The sequence below is a fragment of the Streptococcus sp. FSL E2-3488 genome (genome assembly GCF_038003585.1).
GTDB classification, from domain to species: Bacteria; Bacillota; Bacilli; order Lactobacillales; family Streptococcaceae; genus Streptococcus; species Streptococcus thermophilus.
This window is the reverse complement of the sequence record NZ_JBBOPL010000001.1, coordinates 290,315-316,815: the sequence shown is the minus strand read 5'-3', so window position 1 is coordinate 316,815 and position 26,501 is coordinate 290,315. Positions and strand designations below refer to the sequence as shown.

Annotated in this window: 21 protein-coding genes and 2 pseudogenes; 3 read left to right on the top strand and 20 right to left on the bottom strand. The window is 39.6% G+C overall.

Going from position 1 to position 26,501, the window contains the following annotated elements:
- Nucleotides 1-9: 9 nt before the first annotated feature.
- On the bottom strand, nucleotides 10-936 hold the full coding sequence (locus MHH90_RS01750) for a thioredoxin family protein (RefSeq protein ID WP_084829083.1): 927 nt from the start codon (nucleotides 934-936) through the stop codon (nucleotides 10-12).
- A 193-nt stretch (nucleotides 937-1,129) separates the two neighbouring features.
- On the opposite strand from MHH90_RS01750, the gene MHH90_RS01745 reads away from it, so the two are divergent.
- A protein-coding gene (locus MHH90_RS01745) for an IS3-like element ISSth1b family transposase (protein ID WP_113870474.1) occupies nucleotides 1,130-2,700 on the top strand; the annotation gives its coding sequence in 2 pieces (ribosomal slippage) (nucleotides 1,130-1,775 and nucleotides 1,775-2,700; 1,572 coding nt in all).
- A 41-nt stretch (nucleotides 2,701-2,741) separates the two neighbouring features.
- On the opposite strand, the gene MHH90_RS01740 is transcribed toward MHH90_RS01745, so the two are convergent.
- Nucleotides 2,742-3,889 (bottom strand): IS3 family transposase gene (locus tag MHH90_RS01740; RefSeq protein ID WP_144239074.1). Its coding sequence is split into 2 segments (ribosomal slippage): nucleotides 2,742-3,637 and nucleotides 3,637-3,889, totalling 1,149 coding nucleotides; the frame shifts between segments, so codons are not numbered across the junction.
- A gap of 93 nt (nucleotides 3,890-3,982) precedes the next feature.
- Between MHH90_RS01740 and MHH90_RS01735 the strand changes: the two are divergent.
- Nucleotides 3,983-4,216, top strand: a pseudogene (locus MHH90_RS01735) (transposase); the annotation flags it as partial.
- A gap of 64 nt (nucleotides 4,217-4,280) precedes the next feature.
- On the opposite strand, the gene MHH90_RS01730 reads toward MHH90_RS01735, so the two are convergent.
- The 13 genes and pseudogenes from MHH90_RS01730 to MHH90_RS01670 all read right to left on the bottom strand — a co-directional run bounded on the left by MHH90_RS01730 (nucleotide 4,281) and on the right by MHH90_RS01670 (nucleotide 20,897).
- Nucleotides 4,281-9,245 carry a mucin-binding protein gene (locus tag MHH90_RS01730; protein WP_340725749.1) on the bottom strand — a complete coding sequence of 1,655 codons (4,965 nt, stop codon included), beginning with the start codon at nucleotides 9,243-9,245 and terminating at the stop codon, nucleotides 4,281-4,283.
- A gap of 193 nt (nucleotides 9,246-9,438) precedes the next feature.
- Nucleotides 9,439-10,119, bottom strand: a complete 681-nt coding sequence (locus tag MHH90_RS01725) for an IS6-like element IS1216 family transposase (RefSeq protein ID WP_013646119.1) — start codon at nucleotides 10,117-10,119, stop codon at nucleotides 9,439-9,441.
- A gap of 56 nt (nucleotides 10,120-10,175) precedes the next feature.
- Nucleotides 10,176-10,712, bottom strand: a pseudogene (locus MHH90_RS01720) (23S rRNA (adenine(2503)-C(2))-methyltransferase RlmN); the annotation flags it as partial.
- A gap of 63 nt (nucleotides 10,713-10,775) precedes the next feature.
- Nucleotides 10,776-11,498: a YutD family protein gene (locus MHH90_RS01715; protein WP_113870482.1), complete on the bottom strand. Its 723-nt coding sequence runs from the start codon at nucleotides 11,496-11,498 to the stop codon at nucleotides 10,776-10,778.
- A 52-nt stretch (nucleotides 11,499-11,550) separates the two neighbouring features.
- Nucleotides 11,551-12,906 carry a bifunctional metallophosphatase/5'-nucleotidase gene (locus tag MHH90_RS01710; protein ID WP_113870501.1) on the bottom strand — a complete coding sequence of 452 codons (1,356 nt, stop codon included), beginning with the start codon at nucleotides 12,904-12,906 and terminating at the stop codon, nucleotides 11,551-11,553.
- Nucleotides 12,907-13,753: 847 nt separating this feature from the next.
- Entirely contained in the window at nucleotides 13,754-15,097 is a 1,344-nt protein-coding gene (locus MHH90_RS01705) for a DEAD/DEAH box helicase (RefSeq protein ID WP_113870481.1), read from the bottom strand.
- Between the two features lie 74 nt (nucleotides 15,098-15,171).
- Entirely contained in the window at nucleotides 15,172-16,194 is a 1,023-nt protein-coding gene (gene mraY, locus MHH90_RS01700; RefSeq protein WP_167401593.1) for a phospho-N-acetylmuramoyl-pentapeptide-transferase, read from the bottom strand.
- A 1-nt stretch (nucleotide 16,195) separates the two neighbouring features.
- Nucleotides 16,196-18,463, bottom strand: coding sequence for a penicillin-binding protein PBP2X (gene pbp2x / locus MHH90_RS01695; protein ID WP_167401594.1), 2,268 nt, complete (start codon nucleotides 18,461-18,463; stop codon nucleotides 16,196-16,198).
- 3 nt (nucleotides 18,464-18,466) lie between these two features.
- The gene (gene ftsL / locus MHH90_RS01690; protein ID WP_002948801.1) at nucleotides 18,467-18,787 is read right to left on the bottom strand and encodes a cell division protein FtsL; all 321 of its coding nucleotides are present in this window, start codon (nucleotides 18,785-18,787) and stop codon (nucleotides 18,467-18,469) included.
- A gap of 2 nt (nucleotides 18,788-18,789) precedes the next feature.
- Nucleotides 18,790-19,740 carry a 16S rRNA (cytosine(1402)-N(4))-methyltransferase RsmH gene (gene rsmH, locus MHH90_RS01685; RefSeq protein ID WP_014621931.1) on the bottom strand — a complete coding sequence of 317 codons (951 nt, stop codon included), beginning with the start codon at nucleotides 19,738-19,740 and terminating at the stop codon, nucleotides 18,790-18,792.
- A gap of 164 nt (nucleotides 19,741-19,904) precedes the next feature.
- Complete coding sequence (locus MHH90_RS01680) at nucleotides 19,905-20,333, bottom strand: hypothetical protein (protein WP_011681585.1); 429 nt, start codon at nucleotides 20,331-20,333, stop codon at nucleotides 19,905-19,907.
- Nucleotides 20,299-20,514 carry a hypothetical protein gene (locus MHH90_RS01675; RefSeq protein ID WP_011681586.1) on the bottom strand — a complete coding sequence of 72 codons (216 nt, stop codon included), beginning with the start codon at nucleotides 20,512-20,514 and terminating at the stop codon, nucleotides 20,299-20,301. The genes MHH90_RS01680 and MHH90_RS01675 overlap by 35 nt, the downstream gene beginning before the upstream one ends.
- Nucleotides 20,511-20,897 (bottom strand): hypothetical protein, encoded by a 387-nt coding sequence (locus tag MHH90_RS01670; protein ID WP_011681587.1) that lies wholly within the window; start codon nucleotides 20,895-20,897, stop codon nucleotides 20,511-20,513. Before MHH90_RS01670 ends, MHH90_RS01675 begins: the two co-directional genes overlap by 4 nt.
- 67 nt (nucleotides 20,898-20,964) lie before the next feature.
- Here MHH90_RS01670 and MHH90_RS01665 point away from each other — a divergent pair, with 67 nt between their 5' ends.
- Nucleotides 20,965-21,228 (top strand): hypothetical protein, encoded by a 264-nt coding sequence (locus MHH90_RS01665; protein ID WP_164926319.1) that lies wholly within the window; start codon nucleotides 20,965-20,967, stop codon nucleotides 21,226-21,228.
- Nucleotides 21,229-21,533: 305 nt separating this feature from the next.
- Here the strand turns inward: MHH90_RS01665 and MHH90_RS01660 are convergent, their stop codons facing one another.
- The 5 genes from MHH90_RS01660 to MHH90_RS01640 form a co-directional block, all read right to left on the bottom strand.
- Nucleotides 21,534-21,890, bottom strand: coding sequence for a DUF805 domain-containing protein (locus MHH90_RS01660; protein ID WP_014621938.1), 357 nt, complete (start codon nucleotides 21,888-21,890; stop codon nucleotides 21,534-21,536).
- A gap of 219 nt (nucleotides 21,891-22,109) precedes the next feature.
- Nucleotides 22,110-22,400 carry a hypothetical protein gene (locus MHH90_RS01655; RefSeq protein ID WP_014621939.1) on the bottom strand — a complete coding sequence of 97 codons (291 nt, stop codon included), beginning with the start codon at nucleotides 22,398-22,400 and terminating at the stop codon, nucleotides 22,110-22,112.
- A gap of 333 nt (nucleotides 22,401-22,733) precedes the next feature.
- Nucleotides 22,734-23,984, bottom strand: coding sequence for a glutamate-5-semialdehyde dehydrogenase (locus MHH90_RS01650; RefSeq protein ID WP_113870479.1), 1,251 nt, complete (start codon nucleotides 23,982-23,984; stop codon nucleotides 22,734-22,736).
- 1 nt (nucleotide 23,985) lies between these two features.
- Nucleotides 23,986-24,789, bottom strand: coding sequence for a glutamate 5-kinase (gene proB, locus MHH90_RS01645; protein WP_014621941.1), 804 nt, complete (start codon nucleotides 24,787-24,789; stop codon nucleotides 23,986-23,988).
- Nucleotides 24,790-24,909: 120 nt separating this feature from the next.
- Nucleotides 24,910-26,499: an ABC transporter permease gene (locus tag MHH90_RS01640; RefSeq protein ID WP_014608677.1), complete on the bottom strand. Its 1,590-nt coding sequence runs from the start codon at nucleotides 26,497-26,499 to the stop codon at nucleotides 24,910-24,912.
- Between the last annotated feature and the right edge of the window lie 2 nt (nucleotides 26,500-26,501).

The window sequence follows — 26,501 nt, the reverse complement described above, 5'->3', positions numbered from 1 at the left end:
TCTTTTAACCTATTTAATATAATATCTCAGTGCTAACATGAGTGAAGCTAAGATTGCTAATGCCCCCACAAAAGAGACAAGTGATTGCTCACCGTCATTTGTTTTAGGGAATTCTTTTGTGTCTGCTACTTTATCAGTCATTGGTGCCATTTGCCCTGTTTGAGCGTTCAGTTCCTTCTGAACCGTTGACATCGGCTGTGGTTGAACAGTTGGCAAAGATTTCTCTTTCGTACTCTCTTCGGTTACTCGTGTAGGACGAACAGTTTTAGTTTGAGGTTCAGAGATGGTTGTTTGTTCCTGATTCAAAGTCATAAAACGTGGACTAGAGCTGGCTAAATGGTCATAAACTGTTTGAGCAGGTCCACCACCAACCCATCCTGATAATAGCTGACCATTTTCCAGATAAAGTAGTGTAGGTGTACCTGGAATACCAATCTCACCAAACACATAGTTTCGGTCAAAATCCTCACGATCTATATCGTAATACTCTAAACGACCATCCATCAGTTGGTTCAAGACCTTCAACTCTGGTGAAAATTGACGACAATAGTAACAGGTTCCACGTCCAAAATAAATCGTATGTGCCTGACCATCCTCGGTAAAGGCATTACGCACATCATCTAAACTTATTTTAGGTAAATCAGCAACATTAGCGTCGTATTCCTCACGAGATACTGCTGGGATATCATTTGCAGTCTCCTCCTCAGACTCAGCCAAGGTTACTGATTCAGTCGCTGCTGGTGCCTCTTTATCTTCAGGAAGCGACTGCTCCTGACTATCTGATGGTTGTTCTACTGGAGTAGATTCGGTTGCTTCAACCTTTGGAGAATTATCAGCTCCCGTTTCTACCACCTCATCCGCTAAAGCAGTTCCTACCGATAGATTCAGTAACAAGGCTGAACTCATCAGCCATAGCGTTAATGTCCTTTTTCTCATCATAAACTCCTTTCGATTACTTAGTCTAGTTTAACAATTTACAACTCTCATAGAAGCTAACGTCCCAAAAAGTGACTATACGTCCCGAATGGTAAGAATATAAAAAATCCCACTATCACCATGATATACTCCCCTTATAGTGGACAGTGAAAAAATAAAAATTTTCACTAGAAACTATAAGGGGAGTCTTATTATGTCCAAAAGAAGTCCAAAATCTGTATCTGAGAAACTAGAAATTGTTCTGCTTCACTTGGAAGAAGGTAAATCACTTAGTTGGTTAACTAGAAACCAAGGTATCTCTAAAGACACCCTATCGAACTGGGTTCGGAAGTACAAAGAAGCTGGTGTTGATGGGCTAGAGGAAAGCCGTCAATGGAAGAAGTATAGTAAGGAACTAAAGGAACAAGCTGTTTCCGACTATCTTAATGGCTTGGGAAGTCTCAAAGATCTGACCAAAAAATATGGAATTTCTGACCCTTATGTTCTCAGATCATGGATAAAAAGTTATACTAGTGGTAAAGAACTGAAAGCTACTAGTAAAGGAATGAGACGCATGAAGCAAGGACGCAAGACAACATTTGAAGAACGAATTGAGATTGTCAATTTTACCCTTGCCCACGAGAAAGATTACCAAGGGACTGTTGAGAAGTATGGTGTTTCCTACCAGCAGATCTATTCTTGGGTCAGAAAGTTCGAGAAGGACGGTTCTAACGGTCTCCTAGATCGTCGTGGAAAAGGTCTTACAAGTAAACCAAACCTTACTCCAGAAGAAGAGTTACGCCTCAAAATCAAGCAACAGGAAGAGCGGATTAAGTATCTTGAAATGGAGAACGGCCTGCTAAAAAAGTTAGAAGAAATCAAACGACGAAACCGACGGTAAGACTTGGTCGGCACTTGGAAACCTTCCAAGCGATTAAAGAATATGCGGATGAGTATGAAGAGGTTTCTATCAGCCACTTGTGCCATATTCTAAAGGTATCTCGCTCAGGCTATTACAAGTGGTTACAACATCAAGAAACAACTTCTGAACAGGAAAATTTAGGCTTGATGGATATCATCAAGAAACTTCATAGCCAGCATAATGGTATTCTTGGTTATCGTCGTATGACGCTATTTGTCAATCGCAAGCTTGAAACAAACTACAACAAGAAGCGGATTCGACGCTTGATGCACATTCTAGGTCTACGTTCCATTATCAGAAGAGCCAAGGGCTATTGTACTAAAACTAGCTTTGTCAATGTAGAGGACAACATTCTCAATCGTAATTTTACAGCCACTGCTCCAAATCAGAAATGGTGTACAGATGTGACTTTCTTGAAGTACGGTTTCAGCTGTAAAGCCTATTTGAGTGCTATTAAGGATCTTTACGACGGCTCAATTGTCGCCTATGTAGTTGGTCAATTTAATGATAACGAATTGGTATTGGAAACACTTCGTAAAGCACAAAAAGCTAATCCTAATGCGACACCATTAATTCACAGCGACCGAGGTTCGCAGTATACTTCGAAAGATTATTACCGTTTAACTACCCAGTATCAGATGACCCGCTCCATGTCTCGTGTTGGTAAGTGTATTGACAATGCACCAATTGAGAGTTTCTTTGGGCACTTTAAGACGGAGTGCTATGATTTGAAGAAGTATAAGACTTTTGAGGAGCTAGTTTCAGATATTGATGCCTACATCTATTTTTACAATCATCAACGTTTTCAAGAGCGCAATAACGGCCTTGCCCCTCTTGAAATGAGGAACAAGGCCGTCGCCTAATTGGAAAGTCAACGAAAAACTAGACACGGAGTTAAGAGAATTTAAGAATTATATTTTTCAAAGTCTTTTGGAGACTTGTAATCAAGACCTGAATGCATCCTTTTTGTATTGTAATAGGTCTCAATGTATTTAAATATTTCTTGAGTAGCCTCAGCTCTTGTCTCAAAATGAGCATCATTAATAAGCTCCCTCTTTAGCGTCTTATAAAAAGACTCCATCATTGCATTGTCATAGGGATTTCCTTTACGACTCATGCTAGATTGAGCACCGACTTGACGAAGAGTAGATTGATAACGAGAGCTTGTATATTGACTCCCTTGATCAGTATGGACAATCAAGCCAGGCTGAGGATGTTCTTTCCCACAAGCTTGTAAGAAGCAATCCCTCACCAGTTTATCTTGCATCCGTGAAGACATTGACCAGCCTACAATCTTACGTGAAAAAACGTCGATATTCACGGCTAAGTATAAGGTGCCTTCTTTGGTAGGGATATAGGTCATGTCTCCCAGCCATACTTTATTAGGAGATGTTGCTTTAAAGATCTGATTAATTAAATTGGGTCTTGAAAGCGAAGCTCCTTTTCTGTTGTAATGTTTATATTTATAACGGCTTCCCTTGGCATAAAGTCCCATCAAGTGCATCAGTTTCCCAACACGTTTCGTGTTGGTCATAATACCAGTATTATGAAGTACCTTGGTAATTCTAACCGCACCATAGCGTCCCTTATGCTCATGAAAGACAGCTTTTATCTTCTCTGAGAGAATTTCTCTCTCCACTTGTTGTTTTGAAGGACGACGATGCATGTATTCATAGAAACCTGAGCGAGAAACCTTAAGAACTTTTACTGCATGCTTAATTTTTATCTTCCCATGATGTTTCAAGAGAAATTCAAAACGTTTTACTTGCTTCGCTTCAAGAAGACCCGGAACTTTTTTAGAAGTTCAAGTTCCTCCTGAAGATAACGATTTTCTTTCTCTAACAATTTAATCTTATGTTGGGCATTAGCTAGGGCTGTCCCATTGCCTGGAAAAGCACTTTCTCCATATTCTTCAACTTCTTGAACCCAGCGATAAAGACTATTGGCATGAACCTCAAGCTCTTGGCTGACTTCTTTAACAGAGTAACCTTCTTCAAGAATGAGTTTTACTGCAGAATTTTTAAATTGTTTATCGAATTTTCTTCTTGCCATAATAAACCTTTCCACGATTTCTCTTAACTTTGTGTCTAGTTTATTATAACCTTTCCAATTTAGTCTAACATTTGGGGGTCACTTCATAATACTGTTAACCCATTATTTGCATCAGTCATTCAAACATTTCTTAAGGACAGAGACAAGATTATCAATGCTTTGGAACTATCTTACTCTAATGCTAAGCTAGAAGATACTAACAATCTTATTAAAGTCATTAAGCGTAATGCTTTTGGATTTCGGAACTTTGAAAACTTTAAAACACGTATTTTGATTGCTTTGAACATCAAAATAGAGAGTACCAATTTGATACTCTCTAGATCTTAGCTTTTCATCTACCCACTACAGTTGACAAAGAGCCTATTAACAATTAGTTAAATTATTCAGTTGTTTATTTCTTTCTTCTTTTGTGAGATACAAATAATGGCATTGCTGTCATTAAACTCATCAGTCCAACTATACTTGCTTGTCTATCACTATCTCCGGTATGAGGAAGTACAACTTGATGACTGATATTACCTTCTACCGTCTTTGATGGCGTTGATGGAGTAGACTGATTAGACGGACTAGGCTGAACTGGTACCACTAGTTTCGGTGGTACCGCTTCCTGAGTATAGATAACAAACTCTTCACTATCTAAACTTGTCGCATCTACTAATTTTGCATCTACCTTTAATCTGTCAGCTCTGTATCCTGCTAGTTTCGGACTAATAACCTCATCAAACTTGTTATCGTCTGTCATCCAAGCCTCGAAAATAATATTTCCTGTGACCTTATCACGTATTCCTACACGCTTAAATCTCAAGGTCTCACTCACACTTGGGGACGCTTGGGACTGGTCTTTGCCATAGATGTAGTTAATAGTACGCGTTACTGATTCTGTTTCTGACACAGCTTTTGTGCCGTGAACAAGAACATAGATGAACTCTTCTAAATCGCTAGCATCTGCGGTATAGATTTGATTTGGATCATAGCTTGTAGGTTGACTGTCCACCACATATCCCTGTGCTAAGTAGGCATCTAACTGCCCTTTGGCATCATAACCAATCGCATCACCTGTTAAACCTGTGCTATCGTGGCGTAATAACTCTTTATTACCATCTGTCTTATCAATAAAGATAAAGCGTGCATTTTGTCCTTCTTGCAAGTAAGTAACAACATGAACAAGATCCGCATCCGTCGCTGAAACCGTTTCTGAACCGATACTGAGTTTATCAGCGCTATAGCCAGTGAGAACAGGACTTGTTACGGCATTGAAGGTACTATCACTACTGACCCATGGGTTATAAGTGACCACTCCTGTGACCTGATCACGTGTCCCTGTCCGGTTAAAGTGGGCCGTCTCACTCACACTTGGGGACGCTTGGGACTGGTCTTTGCCATAGATGTAGTTAATAGTACGCGTTACTGATTCTGTTTCTGACACAGCTTTTGTGCCGTGAACAAGAACATAGATGAACTCTTCTAAATCGCTAGCATCTGCGGTATAGATTTGATTTGGATCATAGCTTGTAGGTTGACTGTCCACCACATATCCCTGTGCTAAGTAGGCATCTAACTGCCCTTTGGCATCATAACCAATCGCATCACCTGTTAAACCTGTGCTATCGTGGCGTAATAACTCTTTATTACCATCTGTCTTATCAATAAAGATAAAGCGGGCAACCTGTTTTTCAAGAAGTAAGAAATCTCTGACAGCTGTATTATTGGTTTCGTTAAGATTTAAACTAGAGCTGATACCACTATAGCCCGTTTCATAAGCTAGTCCTGTTAGAGGAGAGACGACCTTGACACTATAATTCGTATCTGGATAAGGAACACTAATCATATAGGTCCCATCTGGAGAAGTTATTGTTGGGATTAAGATACCATTTCTATCGGTAACTTGATTGCCATTACTATCAACTAAATAAAGTAGTAAACCATCTTTACCACTATCAGTGGTCTCATAAGAGCCATCTACGTTCTTATCCACATAGATACGACCAGTGACAGTCATTGGGTAGGTTTTAAGCGTTGTCACCGAACGGTAACCCTCAAGAAAAGAAGTTGACCCATTGACTGCGAGGGCAGAAGTGGTGGTGAAAGATTGTCCTATCCTAGCAGTTGACGGAATCTTTAATTGATAAGGTAGACGAATACTCTGTCCCTTCAATAAGACGACAGAACTATCGGATACCCATTTAATGGCGGTCACCGTTGACCAATCCGTGATTTGAGAGGCATCTTTCCAATCACTTAAGTCGGATACAGCTGTTCCAGAAGCTTGTTTTGTTGTGCAATAAGTGGCTGTCCAACCTGGTACTGCAGTGACTGGTCCTACTAATGTCAGACTTATTTGACTGCCTCGACTCTTATCCCCAGCATACACCAAGTCCCCAACACTTGGAAGAGCTGTGACCAAGGTCATATCTTTATAGGTAACATCAGTGGTATTCGCGATTTCTGGACTGATGGTCACCGTACTACCAGGATAAACATCACTCTTATTAAAGTCTGCCAGGCCATCCCCACCTAAAGACTTATCATAAACAAAGAGAGCTTTTGGTGTGATTGCCGAGAAGGGTTGTGATGTAGACACGACAAATATATCACCGCGATCGGTGCCTGAGGCATTCGTTTTCCCATCCCCATCAAAATCAAGTGGGTCTACTTCGTTTCCAACAAAGCGACTATTGGCTTTGAAGACCGTTCCTGTTGCGACAGTGCTATTTAAAACAGCATCCGTTAAATTTTTGTAAAATATTTCCTGATTAATCGTATAATTAATACCCATTTGAAAATTAACTTGTAAGATATCGTTTTTGATATCATAAATATAATAATCCAGACCTTTTCCTTCCTTATTTCGAATGATTTCTTTTAATATTAAATTATTACTGAAAGTTAAATTACTTGGATATGGGTCTGTAAAAGGACTTATCGAAAGATTTGTTGGTACTGCAATAAAAATATATGCTGTTGCATCATTAATTGGATAAGAAAAATTTCGTCTCCAATTGACATTACTAATTGAAATAACTCCCTTTTTTTCCACTAAAGCACCAATAGGAGTTAACTCTATGTATGATTGAAAATTAATAACCTCATCAATCATCGCTGCAAAATTAGATTTGTAGATATTAATTTTTGAATCAAGATTGTTAAAATTAGGTTGGTAAGTGATATCTGCTGTATATTTATATGCATTAGAATCTCTAATATTCGTGTAAAAACTTGGCTGAGTAGTATAAGAATAAGAAGTTAAATCATTCTTAGTATCAAAAGGAGTTGAGGTGTCTCTACTCTGAAAAGTCCAGAAAGTAACCGAACCATATAATGGAATAAAGCCACCTAAGTCCAACCCAACATAAATAGCATCTTTTATAATAGGTTTCGGAATAAGAGAAGCATAACTTGCATAAGTCCCAAGATCATGACGTTGACCAGATTTATCAAGATAGTACAAGTGACCATTATTAATAAGATCTGAGTTTAGAGAAGAACCATAAATAATAATACTCGTTACATTTGGAAAATAATTACCCCCATCTACCTGTGTTGGAACGGTATAACCTAAATTCGAAACTGGAATTCCAAATTCATTAGGATATGGAGTTGCATTTTCAAAGGTTGTCTCCGTGACAAGATAAGCCGTTTTTGAGATAGGAGCTAGTGAAACGTATTTCCCATAATCAGAACTATTAGTTAGCCTATTGTTAGTATCATTATAGTAATTATCGAAATTTATTAATGTAGTTACCCGCATTAAACGCTCATTTGGAATGGCTTTATGAACCCAAATATTCTTATGTGAATATGTCATCTCAGGTATTTCTGAAACTTTTTGTCCATTTTTATAAACTGAGATTGTAAAAAAAGAATCAGGAACATCTAATGTATTTCCTGTATAAACCATCTCAAAAAAGGAACTGAAATTTTGAAATAGTGTAGCAGTTCCAGTGCCATCTATAGAAATATCAAAATAACCTTTTGTTGCGAAATCTACGGATGTAAAGAAACCAGAGTTCATTGGATCACGAATAGCCCACTCTCCAATCTGATCACTTGGAATGGTTACCCTAACAGTATACCCGTCTGCCAATCCACCATATACACTATTATTTAAACTTCCAAAGAAAGTAGTGTATTTTGTTTTAAAAGTCTCATCCGCATAAAGATTATAGTTTCGTGTCGAACGGCCATAGCGAGTTCCTGTCGCATCATCAATATAGCCAACTATCTGTGCACCATTATAAGTACCAGCATCATTACTTGTCAAAGAAGTTGAAACTGTTGGTAGATCCGTTAAGGTTTTATAGGTCACATCCTGACTAGTTTGGTTTTGAAGTACACCATTTCCATCATAGAGTTGTGCTAAAACCGTAATACTCGTGCCATTTTCCACATTTCCATTGTCAGTCGTTAAGCCTCCAACAATGATAGGGAGAGAAAAAGTAGACCCTGAAATAACAGTACCTAGTGGCAACTTATAGACCCCATTACCTAGATTAGTGGCGACTTGATTATTTAACCCTGTAATTTTAGGATTGGTAATATCGCCACCCGCATAAGTATCTGTAAAAGTAAAAAGGACATAAGCATTTGAAATAGTAGTCGCAGTGTCTGATACGGTAAGATTGGTGCTTAAAGCGACCGCTTTTCCCGTTAAATCCGTAAAATCATTTGTCGCTTTTCCTGTATCAATCCGAGTGATATTCATACTTGTAGCAGGATTAGGTGTAACAGTAGCTAGTAAGCGTACAGTTCCTGCAGGTTTTGGTGCGACTGAAGTAAGGGTATTTGAATTGATCGTCGCTGACGTACTTGAAACTATTGAAGTTGATAAGTTTGACGGACTGAAAGCCGTTGTTAAACTTGTAGCAGTCGTGCTCGTATCGCTTGAGGCGATCGCAAGCGATGTTGTTGCTTCTGAACTGGTAGTCGTTGTTAAAGTACTTTGAGCAGTGCTTTCAGCCGGTGTCATGATAGCTGATACACTACTTGCGGTTGAATCACTGGTAACTGGTGTTGTGACTGAAGCCGTTGTTAAACTTGTAGCAGTCGTGCTCGTATCGCTTGAGGCGATCGCAAGCGATGTTGTTGCTTCTGAACTGGTAGTCGTTGTTAAAGTACTTTGAGCAGTGCTTTCAGCCGGTGTCATGATAGCTGATACACTACTTGCGGTTGAATCACTGGTAACTGGTGTTGTGACTGAAGCCGTTCCAGTTGAAGTATCAGGTATTACATCAGCACGAACGAGAGTTGGTGTAATAAGCAATCCTACGGCAACTGCTCCTAAAAGAGCCGTTTGTGTTCCATAAGCCTTATATTTTCGTAGTGAAAAAATTTCTTTTCTGTCACAATAGTGTTTCATTTTTGGTTAAACTCTCCCTATTATTTTTTATATTCTATTATACTATACAAAACAGTTGTCTTAATGATAATTTTTTACATACTTAATGTAATTTTTTGACATGAAAGATGCGTGTTATAAAATTAGGCACTATAATTTCGGTTCTGTTGCAAAGTTTTAAATAAAGAATAAAATCCCTTACGGTATCTATGATTTAAGCTGGGATTCCCAATAATACCTTGATTTCAGTACAGACCGAAAACCCGAAGAGAGTGCCTTCTTTTCGGGTTTTCTTATATAATCCTCGGATGGCTTCCATGCCTTTAATCGTGGGTGAGGCAGTGCGTAAACTTCGATAGAATTTATTGCGTCTCTTTACTGGACGATGGTCTTGTTCAATCAAATTATTCAGGTATTTAATGGTACGATGTTCTGTCCCTTGATAAAAGCCGTATTCTTTTAGTTTCTTAAAGGCACTTGTAATAGAGGGGGCTTTATCTGTGACTACAACCTTCGGTTCATCAAACTGCTTCACTAACCGCTTAAGAAAAGCATAGGCTGCTTGTGTGTCCCGTTTTTTACGTAACCAAATATCCAAGGTTAAACCATCTGCATCGATGGCTCGATACAAATAATGCCATTTTCCTTTAATTTTGATGTACGTTTCATCCATTTTCCATGAATAAAAGGATTTTTTATTTTTCTTTTTCCAAATTTGATAGAGTAGTTTGCCATATTCTTGCACCCAACGATAAATCGTCGTATGAGAAACGTTAATGCCACGATCATATAAGATTTCTTGAACTTCACGATAGCTAAGGTTATAACGAAGATAGTAGCCCACGGCTACAATAATCACATCCTGCTGAAATTGCTTTCCTTTAAAATGATTCATCGTCATTCCTCCTGCTATCTTTTTCTATTATTCTACCTTATTTGATAGTAGATTTAAAACTTTGCAACAGAACCGTCATAGTTATCGAAAGGTTCACCAATCCCCATAACAACCACGTGGCTGACACGTTCACCATCACCACGGTCATCAAAGTACTTTTGTACCAACATGATTTGAGCAACAATCTCACCAGCAGTCAAGTCACGTTGTTTCTTAATCAAGCCACTAGCACAGAAAGTACAACCGATGTTACATCCAACCTGAGTTGTCACACAGACAGACAAACCATAGTGTTGACGCATCAAAACAGTCTCAATCAACATACCATCTGGCAATTCAAAAAGATACTTAACTGTACCATCTTTTGATTCTTGAACGATACGCTGTTTTAATGGGTTTATGCAGAAATTATCGTTCAATTTAGCAATGAAGTCCTTAGAAATGTTGGTCATTTCTTCGAAAGACTGCACACGCTTCTTGTAGAGCCAATCCCAAATTTGAGTAGCACGAAATTTCTTTTCACCGTGTTCCATAGCCCAGTCAATCAACTCATCACGAGTAAGACCGTAAATTGAAGGTTTGTAGCCCTCCATATCCTCTAATTTCTGACGTTTACGACGTTCTGGTTTTGATTGTGTTGTTACTTCTGACATAGTTTAATTTCCTTTTTTTCTGATTGTAAAATGCTGACCATCTGACTTGGCATTACTTTGCTTTTTCAGTGAGGGGGTTTGATTTTTTGAAGCTTTCTTCTGACTCTTCTTGAAGTTAGGCTTTCGCTCACGACTACCATCCTCGGACCTAGATTTAAACTTAGATCGACGCTTGACTTTCTCAAAGCTTGCCCCTTCTTGGTCCCTGTCTCCTCGTTTGGACTTATCCCGCTTTTGCTTAGCAGAAACTTTTTGTCCCTTATTCTTTTGAGAAGCATTATGCTCCTTCTCTCTAGATTCCTGAGAAGAATTACGACGATTATTAGAACGACGACACTTGCGACGAGGCTCTGTCTCCTCTTCAAAGACGATTAATTGCGGCTCTTCATTTTTCAAAATAAAGTAGGCACAACCAAAGGCACAGTATTCGCGTAAATACTCTGACAATCGGCTAATACGATCTGTCTTACGCGTATTGGGACGATCGTCCTCGTAAAATCCCTTAAGGCGAAGCTGGTCATTAGACCAATCCCCAACAATATAGTCATACTTGAGCATGATTTCAGAAAAACGTTGCCCAAAGCGGGTAGCGTCTAAAGCATCCTTGTGATTTTCAAGAACCTTAAACTGATAGGCATCTGATTTCAGAAGGTCGGCCACATACACAAAGTCTGGCCCTGGATATTTATTATAATTAAACATTTCTGGCAAGATTTCTTTACGCATGTGCCATCCTTTCTGCTCTCTTATTTTTTATCCTGATGCAGTGATAATGTTCTTATCTCTTATCCCAATCAGCACAATGATTTCTTAGATACTTGGCCACAAGTTCCCTTAACAAATCTGGAAAAAGAAGCGTGACTTCCTTTTTCTTGATTGTAGGGAAGTAAGAAGAAAAGTAGTACTGATCCACAAGGACCAAACTAAACTTCTCATTGGAATCTACAACCCTACTATTATACAACAAATTACCGTTTTTGTAAGCAAAGTTCCCTGTAATTAGCTCACCAAATACCTTACCTCTAAAGCCCATACCTTTAATAGCTTGGTTTTTAAGGAGTTCAGCCTTGGTAAAAACTTCACGACAAATTTCCTTTAGTTCTTGCCCTGTCACAAATAGACGGGCCATCCGCATCTGATGGGGAAGGGCTTCTTGAAGGTCTGCCATTGTCACTTGAGGACCTAGCGTTTTCATGATAAGTCCTGTATTCAAAAGCGTTAACTGGCTATCTGTCTCCTGACAAACAGCTTGTAAAACCAATTGACAGGTCTCATTAAAATTTAATTTTCGACCTAGATTAGCCACTTTTTCCTGGGCCAAACGACGATGGCCTTCCTCACGCATAGCCTTGATAAAGGATTCGTCCTCCTTGTCCAAATCCAAGATATAAGTCTTGGTGGGGATAGCCTCGATCTGACACGCTATCAATTGCCCATTTTCCACAGTTAGGTCAATACAGCCAAGAAAATAGCCATATCTAGCAGCAGCTGCCAAATAGGTCTCATTAATCAATTTGCCCTCTTCAAAAAGGTGATGGGTGTGGCTTCCGATAACAAGGTTGACCTGTGGATAAGTCTCTGAAATCTGCTCATCATAACGCACACCTAGATGGCTAAGTACTATGACTAGGTCTGCATCCCTTACCTCAGAGCGGGCCAAATCCTCTTCCAACCTAGCCATAGGCTCTAACACCTGCCAACCATTGGGAGCATAGGTAAGGTAATAGGGAAAGGTATAGGCCAAGAAAGCAATTTTTGTACCAGCTTTAGTTTTGTGAACAAGATAGGGCTTGGCCCATTCAGGCTGTCCCTCCTCATCCTTGAGATTTCCTATGATCGGTTGAAACTGAGCCTGCTCATAAAGACAGTCTAGCTCATCCTTAGCTAGACCAATCCCCTCATTATTTCCAATAGTCGCATAGTCTATCCCCAGCTCATTCATCAAGGCTATATTAAAACGCCCAGCTGTCGCATCTGACAAGGGATGAGACTTATCCACATTATCCCCAAGATCTACCTTAATCAACTCTCTGTCCGTCTGACTCAAATCATCCACAGCCCGCTTGAGTTGTGGATACTGTTCAAAATGAGAGTGCAAATCATTAATATGGAGAATTCTAATCTTGTCTTTCATGACTTCTATTTTAGCACTTTTACCACAAAAAAACTTGACATTCATTCAGCCAAGTTTTTATATGTGAGACGATGCTCCTTGCTATCCAATTTTTTAATTACTGAAAGGCTTATGAGTAATGATGTTTTTTAGTATAGATAAGGACTACAAAACCTGTAACTCCTAAAACATCTATCATTGTAATGAACCAATGATGAGGAACACACAACTGATAGCAACTTGCTAGAATGAAACACACACAAATAAAAACGCACGGATCATTTTGTTCTTTCAAATTTCTAACTAAACTCCACAAAATGTAGCCATTCCAAGACCGGCTCCTGACCATGCCCCAAATACCCCACCTGAATGGTCCCAACAATCGGTAATGTATGGGTTCCAACTGATATTCCAGTCAAAAATCTAAGCACAGGAGATCCCAGCAGCCCCAGCTACACAACCAATCACACCCTCACCTTCAATAATAGAAAGGTCTTCGGAATTAAGTGAATTAAAATTGTTAATGATTTTTGTTGTCATGAAAAAAACCTTCTTTAAACTATTTTGTTTTATGCTTTTCTTAAAGCTATGATTTTATTATAGATGGGAAGCCAACAAAAAGTAGTGAAATTATAATTTTGAGAGTTGATTCAGCTTAGAACTTACAAGTTCTTTTACTTTTAAAGAAAATCTTCTAAAAACTAAGGCTTTCCACTGTGATAAAAACACCTAAATCTTTGTAGTCATAAGGCTTGGGGAGTGAGACCTTCGGCTCAAAAGATGAATAATAAGTAAAGAGGCCGAAACTTTATAGTTTCAACCTCTTAAATTTTTTTAATCTAAATTTACCTTTATCTAAAAGCCAAGCTTAGAAGCTTTGCTTCTTAGCTTTACGTTCAGCACGTCCCTTAGCACGATTGGCTGCACGACGTTCACGTTTGCGTTTTTCGTCAACCTTCCACTGAATTTTCTTCTTGTAACCAGGCTTGATTTTTTTCTTTTTCTTCTTAACCAAACCAATCATTTCCGTGTCAAGTTTTTGATAGGCTTTTTCTCGGTTGGCACGACGGTCGCGGTCATAGGTATCTTGGAACTCACCATCTTTAAAGACCTTAGGTTCAAAGGTGATCCCCATCTTTTCAAGCTCACGAATATCTGAGTCGTCACTTGGTTGATAAAGGGTGATTGCTGTTCCTGACAAGCCGTTACGTCCAGTACGTCCTACACGGTGAACAAAGAATGACAAATCTTGAGGAATAGCGTCATTGATAACATGGCTAACCCCTTCAATATCAATTCCACGCGCTGCAAGGTCAGTCGCTACAATATACTCAAATTCAAGCTTCTTAACTTGATTCATGATACGCTTACGTTCACGTGGTGGAATACCGCCATGAATTTTCGCTACTTTAAGACCGTTTGATACCAAATAACTGTGTAAATCATCCGCACGTTCCTTGGTATTAACGAAAATCATTGCCAAGTATGGCTGCATCCCCTTAAGCATCTCAAGAATTTGTCCATTCTTGTTGCGCCCCTTGGTAGATACTAACCAGTTATCAATGGTATCCGCAATCACCGTTGAAGTCTTGATTTGTTCCATGACAGGATTGGTCAAATATTTCTTCAAGAATGGTTGTAATTTTTGAGGAATGGTTGCTGAGAAGACCAAAATTTGAACTTCCTTAGGAAAACTTGCCGCAATCTTATCCACAGTAGCCAAGAATCCCATATCCATGGTCATGTCGGCCTCGTCAACGACAAAAGTATGTGCCTTGTGGATAGCCAAGTCACCAGACTTAAACAGGTCATAAATACGCCCTGGTGTCCCGATAACGATATGCGGTTGGGCTACCTTAAGTTTCTCGATCTGACGTTGTTTATCCGTACCACCGACATAATTAACAACACGAATTTCTGTATCAGAGTGTTTGGCAATCTGTTTTGTCGACTGATATATCTGTGTCGCCAATTCACGCGATGGAGCTGTGATAACAACTTGAACATCCCTGCTCTCTGGATTAAGCTTCTCAAAAATTGGCAATAGGAAGGTATGTGTCTTCCCTGAACCAGTCTTTGATTCACCCACTAAATCACGGCCAGAACGGACTACTGGAATCAATTTTTGCTGAACAGGTGTTGGCTCCTTAAATTTAATCTCGTCGAGAGCCTCTTGAATATAGTCTTTAAAATTAAAATCTTTAAATGACATTTTTTCTTACTTCTTTTCTATCTAGTCTACCCTTATCATTATAACAGAAAAAGAGCATTTCTGCTCTTTTTCATTTATTTCATAACGTTTCCAAGAACCATCCAAAGGGTAATGGAACTTGCAAGAGCTCCAATAGTCCAAAGGAAAGCATCAACCTTCCATTCTGACCATTTCTCACCCTTACCCGAGATACCACCCAACTCGAGATGATGGTGAAATGGTGTCATACGGAAAATACGACGACCTTCACCATACTTACGCTTAGTGTATTTGAAATAGCTGACCTGTAGCATAACAGAAGCTGTCTCAAAGACATAAACCACACCAATCAAGAGTAGCGTCCACTCTACACGTAGGGCAATAGAGATAACCGCAAGCATAGCCCCAAGTGACAAGGAACCGACATCTCCCATAAAGACCTTGGCTGGCTTGTGGTTAAAGACGAAGAAGCCAAGAAGTGCCCCAATCATAGTGATAATGATAGTCAAGATAGCGAACTCACCCTTGACAAAAGCGATAATCCCATAGGCAATCAAGCTGATAACCACAGAGATAGAAGCTAAACCATCAATACCGTCTGTCAAGTTCACAGCATTTGAGAAACCAACAATCCAGAATAGGACAAAGAGAACATAAAAGACACCGAGATGAATGGTTAATCCACCTATAGCTAGGCTATCTGTCCCACTAGGGAGTACGTGGATAAAGTAGAAAAGTAAACCCGCAATAATCTGCAAGGCCATTTTTTGCCAAGGTTTAAGTCCCTCATTGATTTGACGGAAAATCTTAAGGAAATCATCAAGGAAACCGATGATTCCATAAATCAAAATTACAAAGAGAATCCCCGCTGTAGCACCATAGGCTTGGTGTCCCTCGCTAAAGACGTGGAAGTTGAAAATCAAGCTAACCAAGATGGCAACCACTAGGAAGACTGTCCCTCCCATAGTTGGTGTCCCAGCCTTAGCCAAATGCTGCTTCACATCTTCATGCATTTGTTGGCCACCGATTTTCTTGATTTTGTAGTAAGTAATAAAGTGAGGCATGGCGAGCACCGTCAACACAAAGGCGGCCACACCTGCTATCAGACTCATAGTCATCTTAGTCTCCTAAAGTAATGGTAATCTTCTTGGTTTTAGACAGGGCTTTTCCTGCCGCAACACTTTGTTTGGTAACAGTCCCTGACTTGCCACCCTTATAAGTAACTTTAATGCCTTTCCATTTGGCAAAGGTTTCAACGTTCTTCTTGGTCCAACCATACATGTCTGGAAGTTCTGTGAAATCATTGGTCATGATAAGAATCTGTTCATTAGCCTTGATATTGGCTTTGGAATCTACAGAAACCTTCTCAATCTTATCACCAACACCCAGAACAATCGGATGAATCAAGTTTTGACGAAGGGTGTTAGCTGTCTCGCCCGTACTCTTACCGATAATATCGCCGGTTTGATAGCTCGTTTCCTCGGTCTTTTCACTACCTTCAGACACAGAAGTATCTAGGGTGTCTCCCATAGACATGGCTTCTTCCAAAACCGGGTTCACCACAGTTGCATAAAAATTATTATCCCAAGTCTTAGGTTCCTGAACTGTTACATACATAACATATTGTGGATCATCAGAAGGAACCATAGCTACAACTGAGTTGAGCGTTTCGTTGGTCCCAACTTTATAGGTTCCTGTCTTTTCATCGGCCACTTCGGCTGTTCCTGACTTAACCGCAACATCATAGTTACCAACCTTAATGATTGGTGAACCTTCAGACTTGTTGTAAAGGGTACCGAACTCTGGATCCGTACCAACGGAAATCATATAGTTACGCGTTTCAGAGGCAGCCTGCTTAGAAACTGGCTTACCGATAACTTCCTTCTTCGCTGTACGAACTGTGCCTTGGTTAGTATCGGCAACTTGTTTGATAAATTGAGGTTCTAGCATTATACCATTGTTTGAAATAGCGGTAAAGGCTCGAAGCATCTGCACCTGAGTCACCGAAATCCCTTGTCCGAATGATGATTGAGCTATATTAACAGAGTTTCGAGAGACAACCCCTGAGGACTCACCGACCATCCCAAAACGGGTAGGAAGACCAAATTTGTAAAGAGATAAGTAGTTAGACCAAACCTTGTCTCCCATCTCTTGTTCTAGCATGGTCATAGCAACGTTACTTGAATAAGAGAAGCCTTGAGCAAATGTCATGGTACCACCTGTTGAGATACCCTCATTGATTGACCAGTCATTAGTTTCAACGTCGTCAACCTTAATACCATTAGCATTACTGTAGGTCGCATTCGGGTTGAAACTTCCATTGTTAATAGCAGCTGACAAGAGCATGACCTTCATGGTTGATCCAGGCTCATACTGAGCTTCGTAAAGACGGTTAACCCAGTCATAGTTTTTCTTAGCCTGTCCCTCAAGAGTATCAGAATTATAGGTCGGACGTTGTGTCGTTGCAAGAATCTCACCTGTCTTAGCATTAACAACTGTCGCTGAAGCATTGACACCTTGCGTCTGCTCCATAAAGGTATCCATCTGCGTTTCTAAGAAGGTCTGAAGGGGGGCCGACAAAGTCGTATAGATATTCTTACCATCGATTGCTTCTTTGGTAATCGTTTCCGTACCCAGAAGCGTATTACCGTCTTTATCCTTCTCATAGATAGCTTCCCCATCTGTCCCAGTCAACAAGCTATTAAGCGAACGCTCCAAACCCGTTTGACCAATCAAAGAATAAGAACCATCTTTTTTATTTTCAATAGGTTCAGCACGACCAAGAAACTCTGATGCAAAGATGCCATTAGGGTACATACGTGATGTTGTTGCCTCAAATGCCATCCCCTTAATACCTGCATCCTTAAAAGTCTTTTCAAGGTCCTCTTTGACAGAGTAGGTGATTCCTTTTCCTTTTAGTCCAAAGGATACTTGATAGGCACCCTTGGTACGCAATTGAGCCAAAGTATAACTCTTTTTAATTCCTAGCTTGTCTTTCAAAATATCGGCAACCTTATCAAACTGACTCTCTTGTACATAGAGTTTTTCCCGAGTTGGTGACACATAGCTGGTTGATACAATAGCATAAATGGAATAACTGGTTGAATCCTCAGCCAAAACATTCCCATTTCGGTCATAAATCGTCCCACGCTTGGCCGCCACTGTGGTTTTCGTTTTATAAGACTTAGCAGCCTGTGTTGACAAATCAACACCAAACTTACTATCGGTTCCAATAATTACCACAAAGTTGATAATAAAAACAAAAAAGATAAAAATACTGAGAACCATCAGGTTCTGACCAACATGCTGTCGGTTTTGAGCTGGCTTTCTCCTATCCCTTACGACATAGTTTAGAAATAAATGTTTAAGTTTTTTAAGTCTGTTCATTTGCTATTTCACACTCTTAATACTATCGTTATTAATAGACAGGCCTGCCTTAGTGGCAATCTCTTTGATACGATCAGAGTTAGTTAACTCATTTACTGCCTGCTTAGCATTGTTAAGCTCTGTCTTTTCGTCACTAATCTTGCGATTAAGGTCTGTGATTTGATTCTTGATGGCTTGATTACGTCCTTGCAAATAGACGACTGAGATACTCATTACAATAGCTGTCAAAACAATTGCCGAATAGAAGGCCTTTTCCATACGTGTCATAAAACGAATATGGTTTCTAATAGCCCTATTAACAATCTGACGTTCCTTATTTTCCATAGTTACTTCCTGATTTTTTTAGCCACACGCAACTTAGCAGAGTGCGAGCGGTTATTGGCTTCTAATTCTTCCTGACTAGGTAGGATAGGCTTGCGATTAACCAGAGCTACCTTAGGTTGTAAGTCTTCGGGAATAAAGGGCAAGCCTTTAGGCACATCTACCGTGCTAGCTTCCTTAAAAAGCTGCTTAGTCAACCGGTCCTCCAAAGAATGGAAGGTAATCACCGAAATACGACCATCCACAGCTAGGAGATCCAAAGCCTCCTGAATAGACTCATCCGCAGCACCAAGCTCATCGTTGACCTCGATTCGGATGGCTTGGAAAATTTGTTTGGCTGGATGGCCCTTCTTCTTTAATTCCTTAGCAGGCTTAGCTGATTTAATAATTTCTGCCAGTTCCGTCGTCGTCTCGATAGGTTTTACCTGACGTACTTGCTCAATCTTACGTGCAATTTGTTTAGAGAACTTGTCCTCACCGTATTTGAAGAAAATACGTACTAAATCATTGTAAGGATAGGTATTGACCACATCATATGCGGTCAGACTTGCCTCCTCATTCATGCGCATATCCAGCTTGGCATCCTGTTTGTAGGAGAAACCACGCTCACGCTCATCCAACTGCGGGCTAGACACGCCTAAGTCATAGAGAATACCATCGATTTCAGACACACCCAAAGCTTCAAGGTTGGACTTGAGATTACGGAAATTATCTTTAATGAAGGTCACCATGCCCTTATCAATATAGTCCTTGAGACGCACTTGAGCATTATCAATAGCCTTCTGGTCTTGATCAAAGCAATACAAATGTCCCTTTTCAGACAATTGTGACAAAAGATAAGACGAATGTCCTGCGCCACCCAAAGTCGCATCTACATAGATGCCATCAGGCTTGATATCAAGCATATCAACAGTTTCGTGCAAAAGAACAGTTACATGGTGAAATTCATTAGTCATAATTTTTATTATAGCATAAGAACAGAGAAATTGTCTCGACTTGAAAGTTGTTAGGAAGTCAAAAAAGCTAGACCCTAGGCCTGGCTTTATGATTGATATATTAGTACTCAAAAATTAGTCTACTCTGTAATAATAACTTTTCTCTGAAGGCATCCCATTAGTCGCTAAAATTCGGTCCTTACTGTTATCTCCAGCATCACTTCCATCGCTAACCCCTTTAGGACAAAGCTCAATTGGGGTGTGTTACCTGTCGGAATGGAATCAATATAAGTTAAACTATATATCCCAGACACATATTGACTTTGTGAAACCTTATCAATTGGATAAGCATTCCCCCAAAGTTCCAATTGTCCATCCGAAGTAATTTTGATGGTCATTCCATTTGAGGACTTCCATGTGCCTACAGCTGACTTATAGTTACCATTTTTCAGTTCATCAGCCTTAAGTGAGCTTGAGCTTGTTTTATCTTCCAATGATGTTTTAGAACTACTATTACTTTCATCACTACTCAAATCCTCCCAATCCCAACTAGAAAGATCTGCTTTTTCAGCACCTGAATCACTGTCGTTTTTGACAAGAGGAGGGACCGTCATTATTAAAGTGGTAACCTGAACCACCGCCTGCCGTGACACCGACACTACCATAGTAGCTAAACGTCTTATCCTTGAGGTAAGCCAAGGTCATACGCTCACCTAACATTCCCAATTGCAAACCATCAGTCAGACGAATCACCTGACCATCATCCTTAGAAATAGCGTAGATATCCGTAATCATATAGTCTTTAAAGACATTTCCAGGTTTAAAAGCAAACACCAACTCGTCAACCCATTACCATCCATATCATAATAAGCATAGACAGTGGACGCCGGATTCGTTTGAGAACGAGCATAGGTCACCACCAAAGGATTAATTGAAGCGTCAGTTTGATTGTCAGCTACAGCTGTTTGATACTTGCTGATAATGTCTTCATAAGCAGAGGTATCTACTTTCTTCTCTTCACTTGAACTTGAGTCTTCGCTTTCGCTCCCGTCTGATTGGGACTGCTCTACTGATGAGGCAGAATTTGTTTGTGATAAATGATTAGACTGATTTGAACAGGCTACCAAAAGGGCTAGGCTAGATAAGCCAGTTACTAATAACAATATTTTCTTTTTCATGATAATCTTTCTCTCTATTCGGTTGCAGTAGAGCTAATATCTGAGCCGTAGGCAGGATCTGTATAGCTTGGGGTATCACTATTTGAGTCGGTATCAGTTGTTGGTGGCTCATAGTTATACCGAGGAGCTTGAGGACGAAGATTCACTTGAGCTTGTTGAAGATGACGATGAACTAGAGCTAGATGACTTGGACGAAAACTTGGTTTTGCTTGATGATGACTACTTAGTAGCTACCTTGACTTGTACTTTAGCACGATTGTGCGTGGGTTGCAAAAATACGATTGCCAAAGCCAAAAGGATAGCCGGTAGGGTAAAAGCCAAAATAAGGTAACGTTTTACTTTTAAATGACGAAGTAGTTTCATAGAGTATTCACATTTCTTAAATATAATTTTAGTATCAATTAGTCTTAGATAAAATTATATCAGAGGGATTAAAATGTGCAATATTGACATAAAGATTAGGGGATTAGAGAAACCGACTTTAAAAGAATTCAAAAATTGGTTTGATTACCTACACATTATTCAAAATCCATTAATCGAGCAATTCATTTCCTAAAGCATCTTGATGGTATTTCGTACCTGGTTTCGAAGTAAATATCATAATACCGAGAACAATATTCCATACGAGATTGACCGCTAAGAGTTGTTAAATGGGGACTCAACTTTAGTTGGCTTACATAACAAAACAAGTAAAATAATCCAACCTACAAACGGAATAAAAATAGTAAAAATATAAGGCCATGTATATCCAGTATCATGCAAACTACCAACTATTACAGCAAGACCTGGTAAGAACTCACCAATTGTATAGACCCACATGATAAGTCCAAGGATGAGTGAAATGATTGCCAGAGCACTTGAACCAATTGAAGAAGAAATTATTCCAACAACTGCTACCACTATATATGGGCACCATGTAATCAGAACATTGACCAAATAGGCAAACCAATAATCTGAGCAGCTTGAACGTCCCGTGAAATCGACATAGCCCATCCAATATTTTTTAGAGAATTTCTCTATTGAAAACTACAAATACTCAATACTTACAAATCCCTTTATATCAATATTTAAAAAAATGAAACTTTCATGAAAATAGACTAAAAGCCATAAAATTGGGATGAAATTGACACAATTAACACCATAAAATAGACTAGCAATTATAATTGAATACAAAAATTATTATCAAAATAATATTACTATTTTCGATAAAATTTAGGTATCCAAAAAGCAGACTCCAAAGGTCTGCTTTTTACTATCAGCCGCTGACTGAGCTTGTGCTTGAGCTTCTTGATTATTTTCAAATGTTGCTTTTGCGGATGCAAATTGTTCTGCGGTAACTAACTGGGGCTGTGCCTGACTGGCTGTTGTCGTAGTAGTATTATCAACACTATCAGCATGTGCTTCTTGACTAATGATACCTGTCGCAAGGACAGCTGTCGCCAAAGAAACTGATGAAATGATTTTCTTAGAATTCATCCTAAACTCCTCTTGACTTTTAAACATTAAAACTCCCACTAATTATCCCTCCGAAAATTTGTCAAGACTTTTTTGGGTATTTTTTGAAAAATTTAATAGATTATTTTTAATATATTTTCATTTTTTCAGGAAAACAATACTCTTCTAATCTAGAATTTTATTACTGAATTTAAAATATAATAAAAAACGCCAAGTATAACCTGACGTATGAAATCACCTCATTTTTTAGCTTTGTATACACGAAGCTTTTTATTGGTCTTTAAACATCACCAAAGCTCCTCATTTTTGATGCCCCCAATATATCAGAAGCGTCTTACTCTAGCAAACTGACCAAAAAAGCCCCTCATGGAGCTTGATGGGTTATTCTCTAATTTGACCTTGACCATTAATATAGAACTTGGTTGAAGTTAGGGCCTCAAGTCCCATTGGTCCACGGGCGTGCATTTTTTGGGTTGAGATTCCGATTTCAGCACCCAGTCCAAAGACGAAACCGTCTGTGAAACGAGTCGAGGCATTGACATAGACAGCTGCAGCGTCAACATCGTCTTGGAATTGCTCAGCACGACTGATGTCCTGAGTCACGATAGCTTCTGAATGTGATGTCGTGTAAGTATTAATCCAATTAATCGCCTCATCAAGGCTGTCTACTACTTTAACAGACATAATGTAGTCAAGAAACTCTGTCGCAAAATCCTCTGGTGAAGCGGGTACAGCTTTTTCCATAAGTTTCAAAGCCCTTTCATCCGCGCGGAACTCAACAGACTGAATTTTTAAAATAGCTTTTTCCAAGTTAGGCAAGAATTCTTCTACAATATCAGCATGAACAACGAGAGATTCTGCAGCATTACACACACTTGGTCGTTGGGTCTTGGCATTGATGACAATCTGTGTCGCCATATCTAAGTTAGCATATTTATCCACATAAATATGACAGTTACCAACACCCGTTTCGATGACTGGAACCTTGGCTTTTTCTTTCACAGTTTGGATGAGACGGGCTCCGCCACGAGGGATGAGCAAGTCAACATATTTGGTCGCCACCATGAGTTCCTCGGCTACCTCATGAGAGGTATCTTCAACAAACTGAACGGCATCTGCTGTAATTCCTGCATTTTTCAAAGCTTTACGAGCTACCGTAACCAAAGCCTTATTGGAATTGATAGCATCACGTCCTCCACGAAGAATAATGGCATTATTAGTCTTAAAGGCAAGGCTAAAAGCATCGATTGAAACATTAGGACGGCTCTCAAAAATCATAGCGATAACACCCATGGGAACACGCTTTTGAACAATTTTAAGACCATCTAGATTTGTATAACCACGAACTACTTGGCCGATGGGATCTTGGAGATCTGCGACTTGACGAACACCTTCAGCAATCCCTGCGATACGGTCTTCCGTTAAGAGCAAGCGGTCTTGCATAATCTTTGAAATGCCATTTTCGCTGGCATTGGCCATATCCTTAGCATTTTCAGTGATAATATAGTCACTCTCAGCTACTAGAGCTTTAGCTACCTGATTTAAAAGGTCGTTTTTAGCTGCTGTTGACAATTTAGCAATCTGACGACTCGCCACTTTGGCCTGCTGGCCCAATGTATCAACGTATGTCATATTAGTCCTCCTGTTTAAAAAGTGTACCGATTTTGGCTCCTTCTAGGACACGAAGAATGTCACGTGGATTTTCACCATTCATTAAAACCATTTGGCTTTGATTTTCAAAAACCATCTGAGCTGACTTAATTTTACTCATCATACCACCCGTACCAAATTTACTACCAGCAGCACCAGCTGAGGCTAGAATTTCCTCGGTAATCTCTGGTACATAGCTACGAAGGGTTGCATCCTCATAGACATTTGGGTTCTTATCAAAGAGCCCATCAATATCTGACAACATGATAAGTAAGTCCGCACCAACAACCTTAGCTACGATAGCTGACAAGCGGTCATTGTCCCCAAACTTAGTTGCATGATCCATTTCATCTACACTGACAGCATCATTTTCATTAACAATTGGAACTACTCCAAGCTCAAAGAGGCTTTCGAAGGCATTGATGGCATTGGCCAAACTCTCGGGGTACTCGACCACATCACGGGTCAAAAGAAGCTGAGATACCTTGGTTTGGTAATGTGAAAAGACTTGAGAATAAAGGCTCATCATGGCCACCTGCCCTACACTTGAGACAGCCTGTTGCTTACCTACCTCTGCTGGACGCTTCTCAAGATCTAGAACATTAAGACCAAATCCCATAGCACCAGAGGATACGAGGACAACCTCAATCCCTTTATTGTGTAAGCTAGAAATCACAAAAGCTAGCTGATCGATTTTTTCAAGATTAATTTTCCCTGATGGCAAAACCAAGGAGCTGGTCCCGATTTTGATAACTAGGCGTTTTACTGAGTCAAAATTTCGTTTCATGTTTATGATTATATACTAAATTCTTGTATTTTAACATATATAATGCATAGGTTTACACATCCAGTATTATCCATCAAAAAAGAATCCCTTCAATCAGAGAGACTCTTTAAACAATTTGACCTAGGTAAAAAACATAGTTCTAATGCGTTTCCAACGTCTACGATCAACAAAAAGATAAATGATTAGAGCAATTAAAACTAGAAGTCCAGTTGCTATAACATTAACAACTAGGGCAATCCAGAACTTACTTGCAAAGAAGACAATACCTCCTAGCAAGGCAGCGATGAAAATTGTAAGAATAAAGATACCCATATAGAGCCACTGTCCGCCACCCCGATTGAAGAGCTGAGTGACTTCCTGCCAATTCACTTCTAACAATTTAAGGTCACGTTCAAAGAAATAGCCACCTACAAGATAGGTTGTCGCAAGGAAACCAATGATGAAACTCAGTACTAAAACCGGATGGAGATGTGCAAGGAATATTAAACCAAGTCCTCCTAATAAGAGGGAAACACTGACTTGCAAGCCATAGAAAATCCAAAACTTTTGACGAAGATAGTCACCAGTATTGATTGGCAAGCTACGAATAAAGTCAAAGTTTGTTCCCTCTAAGGAAGTTGCCACCCCAAGAAAACTTGTTGGTTGCGCTGAAAAGAAACCAAAGGCAATTCCGACTAAAAGCATGAGCCCGAAATAGTCTGGACCTAAATCTTTCAAAAAGAACGCACCTCCACCCAGCATGATCATATACAACACTGGTACCACATAGGTATTGATAATGAGGGTTGAGTTTCCCAAAGTAGATAAATGATGGCGAACCAAGACCTGTCTTTGACTTCGAGTAACAACTTTTACCTGAGTCTTTCTAGCCTTTTTGTTATAAATGGCTTCGTGGAAATAACGAGGCATTCTGACTTTATAAAACCAAAAGCCCAAGATAAGCACTAAGATAAGAGGAAGATAAAAATTTAGTAGAGCCTCCGGAGATAGAGGAGCAGCTACCACATCATAGTAACCTCTTAGATAAGGCAACAAAGGAAAATCGAGATGTCCAGCACCCTTAACATAACCATTAAGAAAACTAACCATCATGATAGGGAACATAATCAATAGGGTTGACAGGGTCATCAAAATAGTCGAATAGAGCTTTTGACGAGAACTGCGAACAATCAGCGTTCCAATACTATTAGACAGAATCACTGAAAAAACGAGATTGATAAAGAGAGAAACGATAAAGGATAGCAGCCCCACGACTATCCCCAGCGGGCCAATAAATTGCCAGTAAGCTAGTATGAGAAGACTAAGGATAGGTACCATGAAAGTCATCCCAACCATAGAACCTGACAAGGTCTTGGCCAAAAAGACTTCTGATGGCTTTAAGGGAAGAGGCAGATAAGCCTTGCTATCCTTACTATCGTAAAAGGTACTATAGAGAGCCGTAAAAGTCTGGAGAAGCCCCATGACTGAAAATGTCAAAAGATATAGGGTTAAGACTCCAGGATTGGCCTTATAATCGACACCTACAAAAAGATAGCTATATACAACCGTAAAAATAATTAAAATCAAGAGTTGTTGTCTAAGCATGGCATTAACGATGGAGAAATTAGCCTTTTTCTTTTTCTCCTGACGTTTCTGTAGGTTAGTTACTGCTTGAGGATTTGCATAGAGGAGATTAATTTTAAAAAGCTCCCAAACATGGTTCCAGTTCATGA

Excerpts from the sequence above, each read along its gene's own strand:
- MHH90_RS01750 (WP_084829083.1), bottom strand. The coding sequence starts at position 936 with ATGAGAAAAAGGACATTAACGCTATGGCTGATGAGTTCAGCCTTGTTA.
- MHH90_RS01730 (WP_340725749.1), bottom strand. The coding sequence starts at position 9,245 with ATGAAACACTATTGTGACAGAAAAGAAATTTTTTCACTACGAAAATAT.
- MHH90_RS01725 (WP_013646119.1), bottom strand. The coding sequence starts at position 10,119 with ATGAATCATTTTAAAGGAAAGCAATTTCAGCAGGATGTGATTATTGTA.
- MHH90_RS01715 (WP_113870482.1), bottom strand. The coding sequence starts at position 11,498 with ATGCGTAAAGAAATCTTGCCAGAAATGTTTAATTATAATAAATATCCA.
- MHH90_RS01710 (WP_113870501.1), bottom strand. The coding sequence starts at position 12,906 with ATGAAAGACAAGATTAGAATTCTCCATATTAATGATTTGCACTCTCAT.
- MHH90_RS01705 (WP_113870481.1), bottom strand. The coding sequence starts at position 15,097 with ATGTCATTTAAAGATTTTAATTTTAAAGACTATATTCAAGAGGCTCTC.
- mraY (WP_167401593.1), bottom strand. The coding sequence starts at position 16,194 with ATGACTATGAGTCTGATAGCAGGTGTGGCCGCCTTTGTGTTGACGGTG.
- pbp2x (WP_167401594.1), bottom strand. The coding sequence starts at position 18,463 with ATGAACAGACTTAAAAAACTTAAACATTTATTTCTAAACTATGTCGTA.
- ftsL (WP_002948801.1), bottom strand. The coding sequence starts at position 18,787 with ATGGAAAATAAGGAACGTCAGATTGTTAATAGGGCTATTAGAAACCAT.
- rsmH (WP_014621931.1), bottom strand. The coding sequence starts at position 19,740 with ATGACTAATGAATTTCACCATGTAACTGTTCTTTTGCACGAAACTGTT.
- MHH90_RS01680 (WP_011681585.1), bottom strand. The coding sequence starts at position 20,333 with ATGACGGTCCCTCCTCTTGTCAAAAACGACAGTGATTCAGGTGCTGAA.
- MHH90_RS01675 (WP_011681586.1), bottom strand. The coding sequence starts at position 20,514 with ATGATTACGGATATCTACGCTATTTCTAAGGATGATGGTCAGGTGATT.
- MHH90_RS01670 (WP_011681587.1), bottom strand. The coding sequence starts at position 20,897 with ATGAAAAAGAAAATATTGTTATTAGTAACTGGCTTATCTAGCCTAGCC.
- MHH90_RS01660 (WP_014621938.1), bottom strand. The coding sequence starts at position 21,890 with ATGGGCTATGTCGATTTCACGGGACGTTCAAGCTGCTCAGATTATTGG.
- MHH90_RS01655 (WP_014621939.1), bottom strand. The coding sequence starts at position 22,400 with ATGTTTAAAAGTCAAGAGGAGTTTAGGATGAATTCTAAGAAAATCATT.
- MHH90_RS01650 (WP_113870479.1), bottom strand. The coding sequence starts at position 23,984 with ATGACATACGTTGATACATTGGGCCAGCAGGCCAAAGTGGCGAGTCGT.
- proB (WP_014621941.1), bottom strand. The coding sequence starts at position 24,789 with ATGAAACGAAATTTTGACTCAGTAAAACGCCTAGTTATCAAAATCGGG.
- MHH90_RS01640 (WP_014608677.1), bottom strand. The coding sequence starts at position 26,499 with ATGAACTGGAACCATGTTTGGGAGCTTTTTAAAATTAATCTCCTCTAT.